Below are 20074 nucleotides of genomic sequence, written 5' to 3' on the forward strand. Positions count from 1 at the left end.
CATGAAGCCACGCATCGCAGTCCTTCTCGGCGACCCCGCCGGTATCGGTCCCGAGCTGATCGCGCATCTGTTCGCGCAGCGGGCGAACCGCGCGCGCGCGGAGCTGCTGGTCATCGGCGACCGGCGCGAGCTCGAAACCGGCATGAAGATCGCGCAGCAGCGCTTCGATTACGACGTGGTCGAAGATGCGCATGCCGCGTTTCAACGCGAGGGCGTGCCGTCGCTGATCGATTTCCGTCTGCCCGGCGATCAAGCTTTCGAGCGTGCGGTGGCGACCGAACACGGCGGCCGCTATAGTCTCGCCGCGTTCAGGCACGCGCTCGCGCTGACGCAAAGCAACGTCACCCAAGGCATGCTGTTCGCGCCGGTCAACAAGACCTCGCTGCATCTGGCCGGCATGGAAACCGGCGACGAGATGGAGTGGTTCGCGAAGCAGCTCGGCTACACGGGCAGCTTCTGCGAGTTCAACGTGCTCGACGAGCTATGGACTTCGCGCGTGACCTCGCATATGGCGTTGAAGGACGTCAGCGCGAAGTTGTCGGAGGAGCGCATCGTCGGCGCGGTGCGGCTGATTCACGAAGGCCTGAAGCGAGCCGGCCATCCGCAGCCGCGTATCGCGGTATGCGGTTTCAATCCGCACAACGGCGACAACGGCGCGTTCGGCCGCGAGGAGATCGACGTGATCGCGCCGGCCGTCGAGGCCGCGCGCAAGCTCGGCTACGACGCGCAGGGACCGTTTCCCGCCGACACGATCTTCGTGCGCGCGCGCGACCAGAAGGCCTTCGACGGCGTCGTCACGATGTACCACGATCAAGGCCAGATCGCGATGAAGCTGATGGGTTTCTGGCGCGGCGTGACCGTGCACGGCGGCTTGCCGGTTCCGATCGCGACGCCCGCGCACGGCACCGCGTTCGACATCCACGGCCAGGGCAAGGCCGACGTCGGCGCGACGCAGAAGGCGTTCGACATCGTCACGCGGATGGCGACCGAGCGCGTGAACAGGCCCTAACGCGTCAGCGTTTCCTGCGCGGCCCGGTCGAGGCGCGCACCACGAGCTCGGGCGGTGGCCCGAGCACCATCGACGGCTGCCGCTCCGGCGTCTGGATCAAACGGATCAGGCTCTTGATGGAAAGCTCCGCGACGGCCGCGGTTTGAATCGCGACCGTGGTCAGCGCGGGATGCACCTGATGCGCGAGCTGAATGTCGGTGATGCCGACCACCGACACGTCGTCGGGCACCGAGCGGCCGAGCGTGATCAACGCCTGGATCGCGCCGATCGCGAGCAGGTCGTTGGTCGCGAAGATCGCGCTCAGTTGCGGGCGGTTCGCCATCAGTTCCATGCAGGCGGCGAAGCCGGCGTCGATAGAGTCGCGAATCTGCAGCACGGCGGCTGCATCGGCTTCGATGCCGGCCATGCGCATCGCGGCGCGAAAGCCGTTCGAGCGCGCGTCCTGCAAACCGCCGCAGCCGTCACCGATCAGCAAGCCGATCTCGCGATGGCCTAGTCCTAGCAGATGCCCCGCGGCCAGCTCGCCGGCACGCGCGAAGTCGACTGCGACGCACGGTAGCTCGGGCGGCGACTCGGGGTGCTCCCACATGGCGAGCAGAATCGGCGCGCTATGCGTCGCAGACGCGCACAGGTCGTTGATCGTGATGTCCGTGTTCATCACGAGCACGCCGTCGGCGAGCGTGCCGGCGATCTGGTTCAGATATGCGCGGCCGATTTCGGCATCGTCGTCGGTATTGCAGACCATCAGGAAGTGGCCGGTCTTGCGCGCCGCGCGCTCGGCGGCGAGCACGAACTCCGGGTAAAACGGGTTCGAGATGTTCGACAGCATGAGCGCGAGCGTCGACGAACGGCCTTCGGCGAGCGCGCGCGCATTCAGGTTCGGCCGGTAGCCGAGTTCGGCGATCGCCTGCAGCACGCGCTCAGCCGTTTCAGGGCGGACTTTCTCGCGATTGCGCAGAACGTTGGAGACCGTGGCGGCGGTAACCTGCGCGCGTTTCGCGACTTCGGACAACGTGACCATGTCGGGTTATCCCATATTTAGGGAGGTCAATTCAAATGTTGCAAACGGCCTGCGACATTGCTAACTTTCTCAAAAACGTAACGGAGACACCCACCATGACTTTATCCGTCGAACTCGAATTTAAGCGATTAAATGCCGCCGGCACAAGGCCGGGGCGTTTTATTTCGGCCAAAATTTAAGCGGTTAAATCAAGGCGGAGACAGCATGGCGACGATCCGTTTGAGCGATGTGCAAAAGGCCTACGGCGACCATCCGCCGGTGATCCGGCGCGTGAATCTCGAGATCGCGCAGCATGAATTCTGCGTTTTTCTCGGCCCCTCGGGCTGCGGCAAGTCGACCTTACTACGGATGATCGCCGGTCTCGAAGACCTCAGCGAAGGCGAGCTGCATATCGGCGGCCGCCTCGTCAACGACGTGCCGGCCGCCGAGCGCGGCGTCGCGATGGTGTTCCAAAGCTACGCGCTGTTTCCGCACATGACCGTGTTCGACAACATGCCGTTCGGATTGAAGCTCGCGAAGCAGCCGAAGGACGTGATCGAGCGCAAGGTGCGCGAAGCCGCGCGGATTCTGCAACTGGAAGGCTTGCTCGAACGACATCCGAAAGCGCTGTCGGGCGGCCAGCGGCAGCGCGTCGCGATCGGCCGCGCGATCGTGCGCGAGCCGGGCGTGTTTCTGTTCGACGAGCCGCTATCGAATCTCGATGCCGCGCTGCGCGGCCAGACGCGCGTCGAGATCGCGCGTCTGCTTCAACGGTTCGTCGGACTGAATTCCGCCATAGAGCGGGTTACATCGCCGGCCACGCTGCGTAGCCGGTCAACAAGGTAGACAAGGAGACATAGATGATTGCTCTTCGCCTTCGCCATTTCGCACAGGTGTCGATCGCCGCCGCCGTGATGGTCGGCGCGCTCGGCAGCGCCGCGGTCGACGCGGCCACGCTGAACGTCAACGTATCGGCGCGCGGTAATTAGCGCTCGACCTGGCAGGATGCGTTCGACCAGTTCAAGAAAGCCAATCCCGACATCGACCTGAAAATCACCTACGTGACCGAGGAAGCCTACAAGGTGCAGATGGGCGGCTGGCTCGCCACCGATCCACCCGACGTCGTCTCGTGGCACGACGGCGAGCGGATGGCCTATTACGCGCAACGTGGTCTGCTCGAAGATCTGAGCTCGGACTGGGCGAAGAACGGCTGGTCGCAGCAGTATGCGTCGGTCAAGGACGCGTCGACGTACAAGGGCAAGCAGTATGCGGCACCGCTCGGCTATGACGCGTACGGCTTCTTCTATCGCAAGGATCTGTTCGAGAAGGCCGGCATCAGGAGCGAGCCGAAAACGTGGGACGAACTGCTCGAAGCCAACAAGAAGCTGAAGGCGATCGGCGTCGCGCCGATCGCGGTGGCTGCACGCGACAGCTGGACGCTGGCCGCCTGGTTCGACTATCTCGATCTGCGCATCAACGGCAACGAGTTCCATCAGAAGCTGATGGCCGGCGAAATTCCGTACACCGATCCGCGCGTGAAGAAGGTCTACACGACGTGGAAGACGCTGCTCGACAATCACGACTTTATCGACAATGCGCTGTCGTACGACGTCGATTCGATCGGCCCGATCCTCAACAACGGCAAAGCCGCGATGATGCTGATGGGCACGTTCTTCTCGGCGAGCTTCCCGCCGTCGATCAAGGACCAGATCGGCTTCTTCCGCTTTCCGGTGCTCGACGCGAACGTGCCGATGGCCGAGGACGGCCCCGTCAACGTGCTGCTGATTCCGGCGAAGGCGAAGAACAAGGCCGACGCGCGCAAGCTGCTCGCGTTCATGGAGACGCCGAAGATCAACGCCGAACTCGCGAAGGGCTGGGGACAGTTGCCGTCGAACAGCCAGGCGGCGGCGCCTGAGGACGCGATCTCGAAGGTCGGCTTCCAGACGCTCGCGAACACGAAGGGCGGCATCGCGCAGTTCTACGATCGCGATATGCAGAAGGAAATGGCCGACGAAGGCATGAAGGCCATGCAGCAGTTCTACAGCGATCCGTCGCAACTCGACAGCGTGCTTGCTCATCTCGAAGCGACGCGCAAGCGCATCTACCAGAAGTAAGTCCCGCCGCGCCGGCCGCCTGAGCGCGGCCGGCTTGCGGGTCCCAATTCCGCCTTCGATTTCCGACGAGGCCGCTCCATGTCTCATACCGCAGCGCGCCGCCTGCCCGCGGCGCGGCACCGTCGCGTCTCGACGACGCGCCGTCATCAGCATCGCGCCGCGTTTTTCTTTCTGCTGCCGGGCTGCGCGTTGTTCGCGCTGTGCGTGATCTATCCGATCATCAGCAGCATTTCGCTGAGCTTCTACCACTGGGACGGCATGACGCCGAAGACCTTCGCCGGTCTCGCCAATTACGTCGAGCTGTTTCAGTCCGATACGTTCTATACGGCGCTGAAGAACAACCTGATCTGGCTCGCGCTGTTTCTGCTCGCGCCGCCTCTCGGTCTGCTGTTCGCGCTGTATCTGAACCAGCAGGTGCGCGGCATGCGCGTCGTGAAGTCGCTGTTTTTCGCGCCGTTCGTGCTGTCGGGCGTCGTGGTCGGCCTCGTATTCAGCTGGTTCTACGATCCGACGTTCGGGCTGCTGCGGCTGATCGTCGGCCGTGGCATCCCGGTGCTCGGCGATCCGCACACGGTCACGTTCGGCATCATCTTCGCCGCGCTGTGGCCGCAGGCGCCGTTCTGCATGATCCTGTATCTGACCGGGCTCACCGGCATCAATCCCGAGGTGGTCGAGGCCGCGCGCATGGAAGGCGCACAAGGGCTGCGACTGCTGTGGCACGTGATCCTGCCGCAATTGCGGCCGGCCACCTTCATGGCGGTGGTGCTGACCGTGATCGGCGCACTGCGCAGCTTCGATCTGATCGCGGTGATGAGTGGCGGCGGTCCGTTCGACAGTTCCACCGTGCTCGCCTATTTCATGTACGACCAGGCGATCAAGTACTACCGCGAAGGCTATTCCGCCGCGATTGCAGTCGTGCTGTTCGCGATCATGCTCGTCTATATCGTGTTCCATCTGCGCCGCATGTTGCGCGAGGAACGCTGATTCTCTGAACGTCAGGAGTACCCGGTCATGTATCCGCTTCCCGTCGAACGCTGGAAACCGCTGAATCGCACGCTTTACAAGGCCTCGCTGCCGCTGGCGCTGTTTATCTGGCTGCTGCCGATGCTCGCCGTGCTGCTGACCTCGATCCGCTCGACGGATGAATTGTCGCAAGGCGACTACTGGACGTGGCCGAAACACTTCGCGTTGCTGGAGAACTATGGCACCGCGCTCACGCAAACGCCGATGCTGCATTACTTCGCCAATAGCGTGCTGATCACGGTGCCGTCGGTGATCGGCGCGATCGTGCTCGCGTCGATGGCGGGCTTCGCGTTGGCGACGTATCGCTTTCCGGGCAACACGGCCGTGCTGTTCGCGTTCGTCGCCGGCAATTTCGTGCCGATCCAGATCCTGATGATTCCAGTGCGCGACATGGCGCTGAAGTTCGGCCTGTTCAACACCGTGTGGGCGCTGGTGATCTTTCATGTGTCGTTTCAGACCGGCTTCTGCACCTTGTTTCTGCGCAACTTCATCAAGCAACTGCCGTTCGAGATGATCGAGGCCGCGCGCGTCGAAGGCGCGGGCGAGTGGACGATCTATCTGCGCATCGTGCTGCCGCTGATTCGCCCCGCGCTCGCCGCGCTCGCGATCCTCGTGTTCACGTTCGTGTGGAACGACTACTTCTGGGCGCTGTGCCTCACGCAAGGCGACGCCGCCGCGCCGATCACGGTGGGCGTCGCCGCGCTGAAAGGGCAGTGGACGACTGCGTGGAACCTCGTCGCGGCGGGCTCGGTGCTGGCCGCGTTGCCTTCGGTGCTGATGTTCTTCGGCATGCAAAGGCACTTCGTCGCCGGACTGACCTTCGGGGCGAGCAAGGGATAAAGGGCGCTTGAAACACGATTGAAACGACGGCTCGACGTCAACTCACCACGAGACTTTCACATGCAACTTGGTGTCTGCTACTACCCGGAACAATGGCCGCGCGCGATGTGGGCCGACGACGCGCAACGTATGGTCGAACTCGGCATCACGCATGTGCGGATCGCTGAATTCGCGTGGAGCCGTATGGAGCCGCGCGCCGGCGAATTCGACTGGCAATGGCTCGACGAAGCGGTCGAAACGCTCGCGAAAGCGGGCCTGAAACTCGTGCTCGGCACGCCGACCGCGTCGCCGCCGAAGTGGCTCGTCGACGCGCATCCGGACGTGTTGCCGGTGCGCGCGGACGGCGCGCGCTGGAATTTCGGCTCGCGGCGTCACTACGATATTTCGAGCGACACGTACCGGCGCGAATGCGTGCGCATCGTCACCGCGATGGCGAAGCGCTATGGCCGGCATCCGTCGATCGTCGCATGGCAGACCGATAACGAACTCGGCTGCCACGACACGGTGCCGAGCTATTCGGCTGCGGCGTTGCAGCGCTTTCACGCGTGGCTGCAGCGGCGCTACGCAACGATCGGCGCGTTGAACGACGCGTGGGGCAACGTGTTCTGGAGCATGGAGTACCCGTCGTTCGACGCGATCGGGCTGCCGACGCTGACACCCACCGACGCCAATCCGATCCATCTGCTCGACTTCCGCCGCTTCATGTCCGACGAGGTGGCGAGCTTCCATCGCGAGCAGATCGAGGTGTTGCGCGAGCATGCGCCGAACGCGGATCTGCTGCACAACTTCATGGGCTTTTTCACGACCTTCGATCACTATCGCTTCGCCGCCGACAACGCGATCGACGTCGCCGCATGGGACAGCTATCCGATTGCGCGCACTGAGTCGATCGCGTTGCCGCAGGAGCAGAAGGCGCGCTTCGCGCGTACCGGACATCCCGACGTGTCCGCGTTCGATCACGACCGCTACCGGGGCATTGGCGGCGGGCGCTTCTGGGTGATGGAGCAGCAGGCCGGTCCGGTGAACTGGGCGTCGTGCAATCCGATTCCGGCGCCGGGCATGGTGCGGCTATGGGCGTACGAGGCGTTCGCGCATGGCGCGGAGCTGGTGTCGTATTTCCGTTGGCGTCAGTTCCCGTATGCGCAGGAGCAGATGCATTCCGGGCTCAATCTGCCGAACGACGAACTGTCGCCGGGCGGTCTCGAGGTGCAACGGGCCGCGCGTGAGATCGCGGGCAGTACGGTGCTGTCGACGCTCGCCGCGCCCGCGCGCGCGGCCACCGCGCTGGTATTCGACTACGAGACGCAGTGGATGTTCGAAATCCAGCGTCACGGCAAGGGCTTCGACTACCAGACGCTCGCGTTCGACTACTACGAGTCGCTGCGCGAACTCGGGCTCGATGTCGATATCGTGTCGAGCCGGGCAGATCTTTCGCGCTACCAGCTAGTCGTGGTGCCGAGCCTCGCGGTGATCGACGCCGCGCTCGTCGAGCAGATCGCGCGTTCGAACGCGCAATGGGTGTTCGGCCCACGCAGCGGCTCGAAAACCGACGCGTTCGCGATTCCCGGCAATCTGCCGCCCGGCGCGTTGCAGCGCGCGCTGCCGATCCAGGTGCTCGAAGTCGAAACGCTGCGCTCGACGCTCGCGCCCGCGCTGTCGATCGACGGCACCGAGGGTCGCGCGCTGCACTGGCGCGAGCATGTGCGCGCCAATGGCGAGACAGGCATTGCCGCGCGCTTCGACGATGCCTGGCCCGCGCTGCTGACGCACGGCAACGTGCGCTATGTGGCCGGCTGGCTGTCGCATGAACTGCATCGCACGCTGTTGCGGCAGGCGGCGCGCGATGCGGGCCTCGATACGCAGGTACTCGCCGACGGACTGAGGCTGCGCCGCCGCGGCGGCTTGACCTTCGCATTCAATTTCGGCGCGCAACCGGTGCAGGCGCCAGCACCGCGCAATGCGACGTTCGTGCTCGGCGAGCCGCGCCTGAATACCGGCGACGTCTGCGCGTGGAAAGACGCGTGACGTGGTGTGGTTGTCACGTCACGGCAGGAAGTCAACCGAGTGGGTGCAGATCGGCAATGAGATTACCGGTGGCATGCTGTGGCCGCTCGGCAAGTACGATCAGCTCGATAACCTCGCGGCGCTGCTGAAGGCCGGGCACGACGCGGTCAAATCCGTCGACGGGCGCATCAAGGTGATGCTGCATATCGACAGCGGCGGCAACAACGCGACGAGCCGCTGGTGGTTCGACAACATGACGCAGCGTGGCGTCACGTTCGACGTGATCGGGCAGGGCTCGTTCAGCGACCTGCAGGGCAATGTGAACGATCTTGCGACGCGCTACGACAAGGACGTGATCGTCGTCGAGACCGCGTATCCGTGGACGACCAGCGACGGCGATCCGGAACCGGACTCGATGACCAATGTCGGCACCTCGCCGTACCCGCAGACGCCCGCCGGCCAGGCGCAGTTTCTCGGCGCGGTGCGACCAGTGGGACAACAACACGCTGTTCGATTTCCGCGGCAACGCACTGTCGTCGCTGGATGCGTTCCGGCGGCGCTAGCGCGTCGCGGGTGACACGCCGGCATCACTGTGCCGGCGATGCCTGCCCCTTGTGCTGGTTCACACACTCCGACGTGATCGCCATGCTCGCCTGATCGGGCGTCATGTGTGGCGCGTCGGGGCTGTAGATCTTTTCGATGATCGCGTCGACGGCCGCGCGGTCGGACGGGTCTTTGTAGTAGTGGGCGGCCTGTTCGAGCGCCTGAGCTTTGGTCTTTTTGTGTGCGCGCCACGACGCGACCTGGCCGGCGATATCGCCGAGCGCGAAACATTGATCGCTGACGGTCTGCGCGACGGCCTGAGCGGCCGGCTGTGCGATGCACAGCGCGACGAGCGCGGATACGACTACGCGTTTCATTACCGGAGTCCTGACATGAGACGGCGGCGGCGCGGCAGCGGCGGTGATCGCCGCGCCTGGCCGCGCGCGGAAAAATTGTTGCGTAGTGTATCGGGAAGTAGGCCGGGGCGCTTTTCGCCGCCGTGGATCACAATGCCGCAGGCGAACGGGTGTGACGTCGATGCGTCACAGCGGCAGCGGCCGATCCTTTAGCCAGGTTTCAGGCGCGGCGATGGTTCTGATTGCCGTGCTGCTGTGTGTCGAGCAACAGCTCGCGTTCAGGTAAGCGAGAGATTCCAGGCGTTCAGCGAAACAAAAAGCCGCCCTGCGATTCGCGGGGCGGCTTCTGGGTCACCACTCGGTCGACCCGTTACCGGTCCGCTGGTGCGCACATTTCATTGCAGGCTCAATGGCCGAACGACTCCGTCTTCGACGCACCCGCTTCCGCCGCCTGCGGCCGTGCCGCCTGCTTGATCAGCAGCGCGACGCACGATAGCAGACCCGCCACCGCGATCGTTGCGAAGATGCCGCCGAACGAGAAGTGGCGGCGCGCCAGCTCCGCTACGAGGAACGAACCCGCAATGCCGCCGAAGCGGCCGACGCCAAGCATCCACGCGACGCCCGTGCCGCGGCCCACGGTCGGGTAGAACGCGGCAGCGAGCGCCGGCATCGACGATTGCGCGGTGTTCATCAGCACGCCGGCGATGAACACGATCAGCACGAGCGCGCCGACGTTGCCGGCCGCCTGACCGATGAAGTACACGCTGACGGCGGTCAGTGCATAGCACACCGCAATGACGCGGTTCGCGTTGAAGCGGTCCATCAGCACGCCGGCCAGTACCGCGCCGACGCCGCCGAGCGGGAACAGCGCGGAGATCAGCGTCGCGCGTTGCGGCGTGAGGCCGGCGTCCTTCAGCAGGATCGGCATCCAGTTGATCGATGCGTAGAAGATCACGAGGCCCATGAAGTACGCGACCCACAGCATCACCGAACCGACGATGTACGAGCGCGACAGCACGACGCCGAGCCCCTTGCCGCCGGTTTGCGGCGCGGTTTCGGTCATCGTGAAACCGACGGCCTGCACCGCGTCGCCGGAAATGCGCGCGAGAGCGGCGCGAATCCGCTCGGCCGGCTTGTTATTCGCGACCATGTAGCGGACCGACTCCGGCATCTTCGCGAGCAACAGCAGCAACAGCAGCAGCGGCGTGACGCCGCCGAGGATCAGCACGCTGCGCCAGCCCAGATGCGGAATCATCCACGCGGCGAGGAAGCCGCCGAACGCGGCGCCGAGCGGGAAGCCACAGAACATCAGGTTGATCATGGTGGCGCGGCGGTTGTCCGGGCAGTACTCGCCCATCATCGTGACCGCGTTCGGCATCGCGGCGCCGAGGCCGACGCCGGTGACGAAGCGCAGCACGGTCAGTTGGTCGATGCCGGTCGAAAACGCCGACGCGAGGCAGGCGACGCCGAACAGCAGCACCGAGCCGACCAGCATCGAGCGACGCCCGAGGCGGTCGGACAACGGACCCGAGCCGAGCGCGCCGCACGCGAGGCCGAACAGCGCGGCGCTCAGCACCGGCGCGAGCGCGGGCTTGTCGATACCCCATTCGGTGATCAGTGAAGGCGCGATGAAGCCGATCGCAGCAGTGTCAAAACCGTCCAGCAGGACGATGATGAAGCACATGAAAAAGATCAGCCATTGGAACGGCGAAAACGGATGCTCGTTGATGAAGGTTTGAACGTTCACAGCGGGGCTGCGGTTCATGATGGTCTCCTGGCAGCGAAAGGCCCGACACGACGAGCTATTCTTCTCTAAGACTGTACGCCGTCTGGCAACGGCGTACGATGCCTGCGGCGGGCCAACTGGCCGTTCATCGGCAATGAATCATCCCGGACGGATCGGTTTGACGGAATCGCGCCGGGCGAGGGAATTTGTTCGAATAAAGAACTGTGATTCTCTATGCGAACGCGCGCCACTGTAAGGAATGAAATCGATGCGGTCAACGGGGGAATACCCGAGCTTCGCAGTGGCTGACGTGCCCGCCGATGCGTGGGAGGCGGCGCGCTGCAATAGGGCCGCAGAAAGGACGAGGCGCGCCAAGCTCAACGCGCCAAAGCAACCGGCGAACGGCGTCGAGACATCTGACCGTCAGGCCGTCACCCCGGGATTGGCCACCGTCCGCTCGATTCGCCCCAGCCGGACCACCGTCACACCGGGGCGTAACTGCCGCAGCGACGGCATCACGAGCATGCAGTTGTCGTAGGGGGTGCGCACCTCTTCGCCGTTCGACCAGCCGATCACGGCGCCCGCTTCGGCGAAAACCTCGAGGCCGGTGTACGCCGCGGCGAAGCTGAAGTCCATGCTGGTTGCGACGACCGGCTGTGTCACGCGCACGATGTTCTGCTCGGGCGGCAATGGCGCGAGCCATCCAGGCGGCAGATCCGCTTCGTCGATCACGCCGGCCAGCAGCAGGAAGCGCGCGGTCGTATCGCGCGCGACGGCCACCGCACGGCGCTCCCAATGCTGGCCGCATTCGATCAGCAGCGCGTTCTTCGGGCTCGCGGCATCGCCGAACCCTTCGTAGTCGCGCATGCGGCGGCCTTCGGGATGCCCTTCGTCGCAGATCACCGTGGCGGGCGTACCGAGCCGCACCGCGAGGTCGATGCCTTTTTGCAGCGGTCCCGCGACGATCAGCGGCTTGCACCGCTCGTGCATCGAATGCAGGTCGAGCAGCGCGTCGACCGTATCGATCACCGGGCGCATCGCACGCGCGCGCTGCAGCTCGCTCGACCTGCGCGACGTGTCGTCGAGCACCGCCGCCGTCCATACGCGATTGAAGTCCTGATCGACGAAGCGCGCGGCGTCCGGATTCGCCGGATCGAAGCGCCGGTACGCGGCGACGTTCGCGAACGACAGCGTGAGCTGCCCGCGTCGCGGCCGCAGCGCGCGGCGCAGCAGTTCGTCGACGACGATCGCGCCGCACACTTCGTTGCCGTGCGTGAGCGCGTTGATCATCACGTGCGGGCCGGGCACGCCCGAATCGAACGTATGGACGTATGCAACGCCCGACGACGATGGCTCGTGCGGCGCGATATCGGGGAATTCGACTTCGATCGGATAGGCTTCTCGACTCATGGCGGCGTCCTCGGTGAATGGCATTGATAATCTTTTCGTAAGACGTTGTTATTCCTGGCGCCTTCCGCAAAAGATAGTAAATGTTCTTCAGACATGTGCTTACCGTATCCCGCCACGTCGACAAAATCGTGAACGGATATCAATGACGTGCGGATACGAGGCGCATCGTCAGCGTGCGCGCCCGCGCATCGCCCAATACCGGTTGCCGAGAAAGCCCACGATCACGTAGACGGGAATGCCGCACAGTTGCGCGAGATAGGGCGCGTGCGTGAGATGCAACACCGAAACCATCGTCGCGAGATTGGCCAGGTACGAGATCAGCACGACGATCAGAAAGCGGATGGCGGTGTGCCGCGTGGCCTCCGTCCTGAACGTGAACCTGCTGTTGAGCGCGAAGCTCAGTCCCACACCCATCGCGTAGCCGACTATGTTGGCAACTACAGGAATCGCGCCCGCCGCTTGCACGATAAAGATGATGGCGGCCGAGATCACCGTATTGAGGCCGCCAACCAGAAGATATTTGATGAACTGGCGAAGAGGTTCGGTACGCGATGCTGTCGTGCGTAGACTGTTCATCGAATGGCCGCCTTCATGCGGCGCTCGCGTAGACGGCGTATTGGGCGCCGAGCGGAACATGGGTCAGATATTTTTCGAGTGGACGCAGTTTGGCCAGCATGTGAGGAAAGAAAATCCGGAAGCGCACGACAACGTCGGAAAAGCCCGCATCGAGGCACGCCCGCTTCATGTTGCGCGCGGTGATCAGTTTGGCGTTCACATCGAACTCGCAGGTGTTGACCGCCCTGACGGTCAGCGGGTTCAGCGGATTATGCTCGAAGATGACGACCGTGCCCCGCGGACCCACGACGCGCTTCAGTTCGCCCAACAAATGAACATGCTCGGCGTGATCGATATGATGGAACACGCACATCGCATAGGCGAGATTGAATTCGCCCTGCTCGAAAGGCAGCGTGTGACCGTCGAAGTGGACGAAGCGCGAGGAATCGGGAAAGCGGCTTTGCGCGACTTCCAGTGAACGCTCCGATACATCCGCGCACGTGAGCTGTGCGTCCGGCAAATAGCGCTTCACCCATGGAATCGACGTGCCCACGCCCGATCCGAAATCGAGCATGCGCGCGGGCAGCGCATCGCGTCGCGTCATCTCCTCGGCGATGTCGCGGATCTTGTACTCGGCGAAAAACTCCGGACCTTCTCCCGATGCCGCGATGTTACGGGCGTGCAGCGAAAGATACTCGTCAGCAAAGCTGTCGAACTCGGCCTTGTCCATGCTATTCATCCTTTCCGTGAACATCGGTTCCAAAGGCAATTGGAAAGCGATCTGGCGTGACGGTTCATGCATTCTCCATTGTCTCCACGACCCAATCATACGGGACCACGCGAACAATCGCATGGCCTTGCGCGTATCGGCATGCTGATGCAGACCAGTGCCAGTAAAAAGTGGTTGTTCGCATTCCGATGTGGTAATTCCGTTGCGGCTCTAATTCGACGTTTTTTCCGATGCATTAGCACATTTCGGACAAAGAGGTCCTTATGCTTGCCTGTGGTCGGCGATGCGTACTAATGTCCAACTAGGTTAAACGCCGGACTCTGTGCCTGACTCTGGGTCGAGCCAGCTTCAGAATGGGGAGTTGCCTATGACGACGATGAATCTCGTCGTACCGTGCTACAACGAAGAAGAGGTTATCACCGAGACAGGCAAGCGGCTGCTCGCACTTCTGGAGCGATTGATCGAAGCCGGCGAGGTGAGCAACGAAAGCCGCATCACTTTCATTGACGATGGTTCCCGCGACCGTACCTGGTCGATCATCGAAGTGCTGCACGCGCAGAATGCCCGCTGCGGCGGCATCAAACTCTCGCGCAATCGCGGCCATCAGAATGCGCTGCTCGCCGGTCTGATGACGGCTCAAGGCGATGTACTCGTGAGTCTCGACGCGGATCTTCAGGACGATATCGAAGCCATTCCACGCATGCTCGCGGAATATCAGTCGGGTGCGGAAATCGTCTTCGGCGTGCGTCACAAACGTACGTCGGACACATTCTTCAAGCGCTTCACCGCTCGCAACTACTACAAGCTGCTCCGGACGTTCGGCGTCGATATCCTGCCGGGCCACGCGGATTTTCGCCTGATGAGCCGCAAGACAGTGGAAGCGTTGCGTCAGTTTCAGGAGGTCAATCTTTTCCTGCGCGGCATCATTCCGCTGCTCGGGTTCAAGACTGCGATCGTCGAATACGAGCGCGCCGCGCGCTTTGCGGGCGAGAGCAAATACCCGCTCAGCAAAATGATCGTCCTCGCGCTGGACGGCATCACGTCGTTCTCCGCCGTTCCCTTGCAATGGAGTACGCGCATCGGCGCATTGCTGGCGATCGGCTCGCTGTGCTTCGGCGCATGGGCCGCCTATGCGCGCATCTTCACCAACCTCACGGTGCCCGGCTGGGCTTCGACGGTAATCCCGATGTACTTTCTCGGCGGTATCCAGTTGCTCTTTCTCGGTGTGATCGGCGGCTACATCTCGAAGACGTACGCCGAAACCAAGCAGCGTCCTCGTTTCATCATTGAGCAAACGTTATGAATTCTCCCGTCGATCGTTCGGCGCCGGCGACCCCGGGCGCCGACGCGGTGTCCGCAGACGCGCTGTTTTCGCGCTCCGGCCGGCTCGCCACCATTCTTCCGCGCGTGCTTTTCATCGTCACCGTGCTGTATGGCGGAGCGTTGTTCTGGATCGCGCCGCGTCCGCCCCTGGTGGACCTGCCGCAACACGCGGGACAGGTGATGTTGCTGCGCGATCTGCTCGAGCATACGTCGCCGTGGCAAAACCTCGTGCAGCTCAATCTGCTGACGCCGTACCTCGTCGGCTACGGCCTCGCGCTGCCGCTCACGTATCTGATGCCGATCGGCGCCGCGCTCAATTGCGTGCTGATGCTCGCGTATTTCGCGTTCGTGGCGTCATGCGTGGGCTTTCGCAGGTATCTGGGCGGCGATCCACGGCTCGACTGGCTGTTCGTGCCGGGATTTTTCGGCTTCGCCTTCATGTGGGGCTTCTATACGTTTCTGGTCGCGACCCCGTTGGGCATTCTGTTCATGTGGCTCTCGCACGACTATGCGAAGGCGACTTCGGTCAGGAAGGGGGTATGGATGTTCGTTGCGGGCACGGCGCTGTTCTTCTGTCACGGGCTCGTGTTTCTGCTTGCGATGGCGGTAGGCGTCGGCTTCGTGCTGTTCAAACAGAAGACGTTGGTCCGCAAGATCCTCGCGCTCGCGCCGTTCGTGCCGCTCGGTGTGCTGTGCATCGCGTATATGTTGTGGAGCCGCGCGACCGATCCGCTGCTGGGGCAGACGGTGCCCGGCGTAGACGTATTCAAATGGGGCTTCGACTTGCAGCGGGTGCTTTCGCTGCCCGTCTACGTGTGGGGCATGAACAAAAGCGCGGCCGTGTATTTGCCGCTCGTCGCGCTGATGTTCGCCGCGCCGTGGCTGTGGCGCAACAGGATCAATCCCGATCGCTCGGTCATCGTGCCGATGCTCGCCGTGGCGTTCGTGTGGTTCGTCGTACCCGGCACGGCGCTGAAGACGGCGTACCTGTATCACCGTTTCGCGCTGTTTCTGTTGCCCGCGTATGCGTTGATGTTCTGCGCGCCGCAAACGTCGGCGAACGGCGCTCGCCGTGCGTCGTCCGGTTCGAACCGGGGTGCGCTGCCCGGCGTCGCCGTACAAGCGTTGATCATCGCCGGATGCTGGATCTTCTTTGCGGACCAGACGGTTCGTCTGCATCGTTTCGCCGTCGAGAACGCGCCGCTGGACGCGCTGCTGTCGCGGACCGAACCGGATCAACGCGCGCTAAGTCTGATATTCGATCGCGCGAGTCCCGCGTACAGGAGCCCGGCCGCGTACGAGCACCAGTCGCTGTGGTATCAGGCGGAGAAACACGGTTTCGTCGATCCGAACTTCGCGACTTACGTGCCGCAGATCGCGCGCTTCAGGCCGGGCATGATGCCTATGGCCCCGCTGACGCTCGAACACGATCCGGCGGGTTTCGAATGGAATAAGGACAATGGCCGTCTGTACCGCTATTTCTTCGTTCGCAAGGAGGGGCCGTTGCCGAAAGATTTCTTCGCCAATAGCGAATGCGATGTCGCCCTGGTGACGCACGAGGGCGAATGGTCGCTCTACGAGCGGCGCAACTGTCGATGACGGCGCATCCGGCGTTGCGCCGTCATCCCTTCATGTCGAACGATCGGCGGCCAGGCATTCGCAGCGCGCTTTGATGGGCCTGGCGCGCCGTTCATATCAGGCGAGTTTTGCCGCGATCGCCTCGCCGACTTCGCTCGTGCTTGCTTTGCCGCCAAGGTCGCCGGTGTGCGGACCCTCGCTCAGCGTCGCCTCGATCGCCTTCAGGATCGCGTCGTGCGCTGCGCGCTCCTTGCCGCTCGAATGACCGAGGAAGTCGAGCATCATCGCGGCCGACCAGATCATCGCGATCGGATTCGCGATGTGCTTGCCGGCGATATCGGGTGCCGAGCCGTGCACCGGCTCGAACAGCGACGGAAACTTGCGGTCCGGATTCAGGTTGCCCGACGGCGCGAGGCCGATCGTGCCCGTGCACGCGGGGCCGAGATCGGACAGGATGTCGCCGAACAGATTGGTCGCGACGACCACGTCGAAACGGTCCGGGTTCAGGACGAAACGCGCGCACAGGATGTCGATGTGCTGCTTGTCCCACGTGACGTCCGGATACTGCGCGGCGATGCCGGCCGCGCATTTGTCCCACCACGGCATGCTGATCGCGATGCCATTGCTCTTCGTTGCGACGGTGATTTTCTTGCGCGCGCGGCGCTGCGCGAGATCGAACGCGAACTTCAGCACGCGCTCGCTGCCATGCCGCGTAAACACCGACTCCTGCAGCACGAACTCGCGCTCGGTGCCTTCGAACATCACGCCGCCCACCGACGAATACTCGCCCTCGGTGTTCTCGCGCACGATCCAGAAGTCGATGTCGCCGGCCTTGCGTCCCGCGAGCGGCGAGGGAACGCCCGCAAAGAGCCGTGCGGGCCGCAGATTCACATACTGGTCGAACTCGCGGCGAAACTTCAGCAGCGACCCCCACAGCGAGATGTGATCGGGCACGGTGTCGGGCCAGCCGACCGCGCCGAAAAGGATCGCATCGGCCGATTGCAGTTGCGCTTTCCAGTCGTCCGGCATCATCTTGCCGTGCTTCGCGTAGTAGTCGCAGCTTGCCCATTCGATGTGCCGATATTCGAGCTCGATGCCGAAGCGTTGCGTCGCGACTTCGAGTACGCGCAGCGCTTCGGGCATCACCTCGACGCCGATGCCGTCGCCGGGGATGACGGCAATCCGGTATTTGTTCGACATGCTGGGCTTCTCCTTTGAAGAATTGGGTTGGGGATGTGGTGGCGGTCATTTTATTCGTGGTGCATTCGTTCATGCCGTGCCAGGCGCGGCGTGCCCCTCCTGCAAGGCTTAACCAGGGGTTTTTTGGGATGGTACCTTGATGCACAATTGGCCTCCTTTATTGACTGTGAGGCACGATGACTTCACTTTCCCTGGGTTCTCATCATGAGGTCCGTGAAAGGCGGCACGGACATTTCTTCTCGGTCAGCCTTTACAGATCGTTCAACCTTCACATCAGGTCTCGCTGGTTGTTTGACGTGGATCGGTGGTTCCATTTTGCATTGCCGGCGAGCACAGCCCGCGAAGCGCACGATGACATTGTGCAGGGCATGGAGGAAGCGCGCGCGGCGTGGCTGCAACATAGCCCATCCGTGCTGCTGTCGCACCAGCCATACGAGTTACGCGATATGCTCGGCCGGAGTGACAACCGCTTTCATATGTACAGGATGAAAGACGATGAGGTTGCTAAAGCCCTCTACAACGAAGTGAAGGACGGTAGCCTGATCTTCGTCCCTGAGCGGGACGAGATGCGCAAGTGCGTGCAGGCGATACGGGAGCAGCGGGAAAAGGCGTCCCGGACAGCGTCCGCGCGCGCGCAACAACCGGCCGACGCGGACATGCTAAGTTCGCTCTATGGCAACAGCCCCCGGGTGCCGCAGAATGCCGGTACGCCGTCGTATTCTCCCCGTGTTGGTTCGTTAGGCGAAGCTCAGCCGTTCGAGTACAGCGAGGACATTCCCACGGGCGGTGAAATGCAAACGGCATGGCTTCCCTCAGAAGGAGGGTCACCTAACCAATGGGTCGAAAACACATCGGGCAAGAAACAATGGCGCTTATATGACGGAGACGGTAACGCGGCCGTCGATATTGATTTCGGTCACGATCACGGGTTTGGCGTTCCACACTCCCATAATTGGGAAAATGGCGTTAGAGATAAGGGAAATGCATTTTCGCTGCTACCTTGGTAAAGGATTTGTTTGATGGACAAACTCAAGGAATTTGGTTACTTCCACGACTGGTATATCAACGCTCTCGTGGTTCGGGATAAGCATAAACTTATTGTCATGTTGGAGGATGAAGGGAAGCGAGCAACGGCAACTTTTAGCGGAACCAGTCGCTGCACCGTTGAACATTTCAGCGTGTCCAATAACATCGTCTTTGAGATGAAGATCCTCACGCCGGGGGACACGAATTACGATCTCGCCCGCGCCATGCTCTCTAAAAGCGAGCGGTTTTCGAAGACGCCGGGGTCTCAAGTAGCGCTAGTCCTCGCAACGGCCGGCGCGGAGCTAGCTGTGGAATTTGAGACGCTCGACATCGACGCTGAGTAGGCGATTCGACTCGTGAATCTCCGACTACGGGAATCGGCGCCTTTCGGGAAGCAGTGGCCGTGATGCTAAAAGACACTGTACCCAGTGTTAAGTTCGCTCTATGGCAACAGCCCGCGCGCGCCGCAGAACCTCGGCAATGCTCAGGCGTTCAACTATCAGCCAGATGCCGTGAGTGACGATGTGCAGGACATTGCGGCGCGCGGAGTGAGCGATTTTCACGAGACCGAATGCTTCGCGCAGTACGAACGGGACCTAGACCTGTGCAACGCACTGGCTGGCCCAATGGGCGGTACACGCGGCATCGTGCTATGCAAAACGCAGGCATTCCAGAACTATCAACAGTGCAGAGGATATTGATGGCTACTCATCCGCCGTATTCCGTGGTTCTAACCTATACAGAGGACCGTCAACGGCTCACGGTGCAAACCGTTGACCCAACCAGGCTTGCCCCGTTGCTGGCTGGGAAAATCGAAATGCCGATCCTTCTCGATGAGTACGATTTCAAACTCGACGACGAATTTGCGCGGAGGCTCGGCGTCGCAATACTCAACGTGATTGCGCTCGGTCAGCCTGACATCAAGCAGTACATGTCGGTTACGCAAGAGCCGATCGACAAGCCTTCACAGACGTAGCCCGCCGCCCGCGCACTTATGCGCTGTGCGTGCAACGGGCATTCGGGAGTTATCAAACCTACTGTTGCGCGTCCGGCGCGCGCAGGGCCGCGAGCGCTTCAGGAAGTCGCGCGAGCGCTTCCGCTAGCGAACGTGCGCCGAGTGGGAGAAAGCCGGCAAAGCTGTCGTCGTCGTCCACCAGCAGCCCCTCGAACTACCCAGTGCTGTCGCGATAGACGATCACGTCTGCCCGCTGCCCGCCCATCCTTGCGAGTACCGCCGCCACGACTGCTCCGGCTGCGGTGGTGTCGCTGCGGCAACGGGGCGCGCGTGCAAGGACAACGCTTTCCGGTTGTATAACCAATGTCGAGGATACTGAACTATGGTCCCGTCAAAATCATTCGTCGTCTCGTATAACGAAGAGCTGCAACAGTTTGAAATGTATTCACTCAAGGATTCCGACTTGGCCGCTCTACGCGAAAACGCCGTTGTCGCGCCTTGGCGTCTTTCAGCGATTCCGGGCGGCAAATTAGGTGAAAACATCGCGAAGCGTCTCGGCGCTATGGCGCTTGGCGTTCTCTCGATATATCACCCTGAAGTGCAGCAACGTTTGCGCGTGGAGCCGGATCAGTTTCCGTTTCCGTAGGCCGTACCGCGTCAGCGAAGTCGGATCCACCAGTCA

The 20074-nt window shown here is 62.5% G+C and carries 18 protein-coding genes and 3 pseudogenes; 14 read left to right on the forward strand and 7 right to left on the reverse strand.

Features of this window, described 5'->3' with window-relative positions; translation table 11 throughout:
* Position 1: 1 nt before the first annotated feature.
* The gene (locus tag HDG32_RS07195; protein ID WP_184064900.1) at positions 2–1009 is read left to right on the forward strand and encodes a 4-hydroxythreonine-4-phosphate dehydrogenase PdxA; all 1008 of its coding nucleotides are present in this window, start codon (positions 2–4) and stop codon (positions 1007–1009) included.
* Positions 1010–1013: 4 nt separating this feature from the next.
* On the opposite strand, the gene HDG32_RS07200 is transcribed toward HDG32_RS07195, so the two are convergent.
* On the reverse strand, positions 1014–2030 hold the full coding sequence (locus HDG32_RS07200) for a LacI family DNA-binding transcriptional regulator (protein ID WP_184064903.1): 1017 nt from the start codon (positions 2028–2030) through the stop codon (positions 1014–1016).
* Positions 2031–2234: 204 nt separating this feature from the next.
* Between HDG32_RS07200 and HDG32_RS07205 the strand changes: the two are divergent.
* From HDG32_RS07205 to HDG32_RS07230, 6 genes and pseudogenes are all read left to right on the forward strand, one after another.
* Positions 2235–2786: pseudogene (locus HDG32_RS07205) on the forward strand (ABC transporter ATP-binding protein); the annotation flags it as partial.
* Positions 2787–2869: 83 nt separating this feature from the next.
* Positions 2870–4123, forward strand: a pseudogene (locus HDG32_RS07210) (ABC transporter substrate-binding protein).
* A 78-nt stretch (positions 4124–4201) separates the two neighbouring features.
* Entirely contained in the window at positions 4202–5107 is a 906-nt protein-coding gene (locus HDG32_RS07215; protein ID WP_090809213.1) for a carbohydrate ABC transporter permease, read from the forward strand.
* Between the two features lie 27 nt (positions 5108–5134).
* On the forward strand, positions 5135–5986 hold the full coding sequence (locus HDG32_RS07220) for a carbohydrate ABC transporter permease (RefSeq protein ID WP_184064906.1): 852 nt from the start codon (positions 5135–5137) through the stop codon (positions 5984–5986).
* A gap of 60 nt (positions 5987–6046) precedes the next feature.
* Positions 6047–8011 (forward strand): beta-galactosidase, encoded by a 1965-nt coding sequence (locus HDG32_RS07225; protein WP_184064909.1) that lies wholly within the window; start codon positions 6047–6049, stop codon positions 8009–8011.
* A pseudogene (locus tag HDG32_RS07230) lies at positions 8004–8553 on the forward strand (glycosyl hydrolase 53 family protein); the annotation flags it as partial. The gene HDG32_RS07225 and the pseudogene HDG32_RS07230, both read left to right, overlap by 8 nt.
* 24 nt (positions 8554–8577) lie before the next feature.
* Here HDG32_RS07230 and HDG32_RS07235 read toward each other — a convergent pair.
* The 5 genes from HDG32_RS07235 to HDG32_RS07255 all read right to left on the reverse strand — a co-directional run bounded on the left by HDG32_RS07235 (position 8578) and on the right by HDG32_RS07255 (position 13310).
* Entirely contained in the window at positions 8578–8910 is a 333-nt protein-coding gene (locus tag HDG32_RS07235) for a hypothetical protein (RefSeq protein ID WP_184039654.1), read from the reverse strand.
* A 385-nt stretch (positions 8911–9295) separates the two neighbouring features.
* Positions 9296–10654, reverse strand: a complete 1359-nt coding sequence (locus HDG32_RS07240) for an MFS transporter (RefSeq protein ID WP_184064911.1) — start codon at positions 10652–10654, stop codon at positions 9296–9298.
* A 384-nt stretch (positions 10655–11038) separates the two neighbouring features.
* A complete protein-coding gene (locus HDG32_RS07245; protein ID WP_184064914.1) occupies positions 11039–12025 on the reverse strand; it encodes a M14 family metallopeptidase in 987 nt (328 codons plus the stop codon).
* 168 nt (positions 12026–12193) lie between these two features.
* On the reverse strand, positions 12194–12601 hold the full coding sequence (locus tag HDG32_RS07250; protein WP_184039660.1) for a GtrA family protein: 408 nt from the start codon (positions 12599–12601) through the stop codon (positions 12194–12196).
* A 13-nt stretch (positions 12602–12614) separates the two neighbouring features.
* Positions 12615–13310 (reverse strand): class I SAM-dependent methyltransferase, encoded by a 696-nt coding sequence (locus HDG32_RS07255; RefSeq protein ID WP_184064917.1) that lies wholly within the window; start codon positions 13308–13310, stop codon positions 12615–12617.
* A gap of 367 nt (positions 13311–13677) precedes the next feature.
* Here HDG32_RS07255 and HDG32_RS07260 point away from each other — a divergent pair, with 367 nt between their 5' ends.
* Positions 13678–14613 (forward strand): glycosyltransferase family 2 protein, encoded by a 936-nt coding sequence (locus HDG32_RS07260; protein ID WP_184064919.1) that lies wholly within the window; start codon positions 13678–13680, stop codon positions 14611–14613.
* A complete protein-coding gene (locus HDG32_RS07265; RefSeq protein WP_184064921.1) occupies positions 14610–16232 on the forward strand; it encodes a hypothetical protein in 1623 nt (540 codons plus the stop codon). The genes HDG32_RS07260 and HDG32_RS07265 overlap by 4 nt, the downstream gene beginning before the upstream one ends.
* A 96-nt stretch (positions 16233–16328) precedes the next feature.
* On the opposite strand, the gene HDG32_RS07270 is transcribed toward HDG32_RS07265, so the two are convergent.
* A complete protein-coding gene (locus tag HDG32_RS07270; protein WP_184064923.1) occupies positions 16329–17411 on the reverse strand; it encodes a tartrate dehydrogenase in 1083 nt (360 codons plus the stop codon).
* A gap of 176 nt (positions 17412–17587) precedes the next feature.
* Here HDG32_RS07270 and HDG32_RS36265 point away from each other — a divergent pair, with 176 nt between their 5' ends.
* From HDG32_RS36265 to HDG32_RS07295, 5 genes are all read left to right on the forward strand, one after another.
* Positions 17588–18418 carry a hypothetical protein gene (locus HDG32_RS36265; protein ID WP_260336220.1) on the forward strand — a complete coding sequence of 277 codons (831 nt, stop codon included), beginning with the start codon at positions 17588–17590 and terminating at the stop codon, positions 18416–18418.
* A 12-nt stretch (positions 18419–18430) separates the two neighbouring features.
* Positions 18431–18781 (forward strand): hypothetical protein, encoded by a 351-nt coding sequence (locus tag HDG32_RS07280; protein ID WP_221307645.1) that lies wholly within the window; start codon positions 18431–18433, stop codon positions 18779–18781.
* Between the two features lie 84 nt (positions 18782–18865).
* The gene (locus tag HDG32_RS07285) at positions 18866–19138 is read left to right on the forward strand and encodes a hypothetical protein (protein ID WP_184064925.1); all 273 of its coding nucleotides are present in this window, start codon (positions 18866–18868) and stop codon (positions 19136–19138) included.
* A complete protein-coding gene (locus tag HDG32_RS07290; protein WP_090809227.1) occupies positions 19138–19413 on the forward strand; it encodes a hypothetical protein in 276 nt (91 codons plus the stop codon). The genes HDG32_RS07285 and HDG32_RS07290 overlap by 1 nt, the downstream gene beginning before the upstream one ends.
* Positions 19414–19774: 361 nt before the next feature.
* Positions 19775–20038: a hypothetical protein gene (locus HDG32_RS07295; protein ID WP_090809231.1), complete on the forward strand. Its 264-nt coding sequence runs from the start codon at positions 19775–19777 to the stop codon at positions 20036–20038.
* Positions 20039–20074: the final 36 nt, after the last annotated feature.

The organism is Paraburkholderia sp. CI2, from assembly GCF_014201055.1.
Lineage (GTDB): Bacteria > Pseudomonadota > Gammaproteobacteria > Burkholderiales > Burkholderiaceae > Paraburkholderia > Paraburkholderia tuberum.

Bases quoted from the DNA above. Each gene is read 5' to 3' on its own strand.
- HDG32_RS07240 (WP_184064911.1), bottom strand. From the start codon at position 10,654: ATGAACCGCAGCCCCGCTGTGAACGTTCAAACCTTCATCAACGAGCAT.
- HDG32_RS07245 (WP_184064914.1), bottom strand. From the start codon at position 12,025: ATGAGTCGAGAAGCCTATCCGATCGAAGTCGAATTCCCCGATATCGCG.
- HDG32_RS07225 (WP_184064909.1), top strand. From the start codon at position 6,047: ATGCAACTTGGTGTCTGCTACTACCCGGAACAATGGCCGCGCGCGATG.
- HDG32_RS36265 (WP_260336220.1), top strand. From the start codon at position 17,588: ATGACTTCACTTTCCCTGGGTTCTCATCATGAGGTCCGTGAAAGGCGG.
- HDG32_RS07290 (WP_090809227.1), top strand. From the start codon at position 19,138: ATGGCTACTCATCCGCCGTATTCCGTGGTTCTAACCTATACAGAGGAC.
- HDG32_RS07235 (WP_184039654.1), bottom strand. From the start codon at position 8,910: ATGAAACGCGTAGTCGTATCCGCGCTCGTCGCGCTGTGCATCGCACAG.
- HDG32_RS07215 (WP_090809213.1), top strand. From the start codon at position 4,202: ATGTCTCATACCGCAGCGCGCCGCCTGCCCGCGGCGCGGCACCGTCGC.
- HDG32_RS07200 (WP_184064903.1), bottom strand. From the start codon at position 2,030: ATGGTCACGTTGTCCGAAGTCGCGAAACGCGCGCAGGTTACCGCCGCC.
- HDG32_RS07255 (WP_184064917.1), bottom strand. From the start codon at position 13,310: ATGGACAAGGCCGAGTTCGACAGCTTTGCTGACGAGTATCTTTCGCTG.
- HDG32_RS07250 (WP_184039660.1), bottom strand. From the start codon at position 12,601: ATGAACAGTCTACGCACGACAGCATCGCGTACCGAACCTCTTCGCCAG.
- HDG32_RS07295 (WP_090809231.1), top strand. From the start codon at position 19,775: ATGGTCCCGTCAAAATCATTCGTCGTCTCGTATAACGAAGAGCTGCAA.
- HDG32_RS07270 (WP_184064923.1), bottom strand. From the start codon at position 17,411: ATGTCGAACAAATACCGGATTGCCGTCATCCCCGGCGACGGCATCGGC.
- HDG32_RS07220 (WP_184064906.1), top strand. From the start codon at position 5,135: ATGTATCCGCTTCCCGTCGAACGCTGGAAACCGCTGAATCGCACGCTT.
- HDG32_RS07265 (WP_184064921.1), top strand. From the start codon at position 14,610: ATGAATTCTCCCGTCGATCGTTCGGCGCCGGCGACCCCGGGCGCCGAC.
- HDG32_RS07260 (WP_184064919.1), top strand. From the start codon at position 13,678: ATGACGACGATGAATCTCGTCGTACCGTGCTACAACGAAGAAGAGGTT.
- HDG32_RS07195 (WP_184064900.1), top strand. From the start codon at position 2: ATGAAGCCACGCATCGCAGTCCTTCTCGGCGACCCCGCCGGTATCGGT.
- HDG32_RS07280 (WP_221307645.1), top strand. From the start codon at position 18,431: ATGGACAAACTCAAGGAATTTGGTTACTTCCACGACTGGTATATCAAC.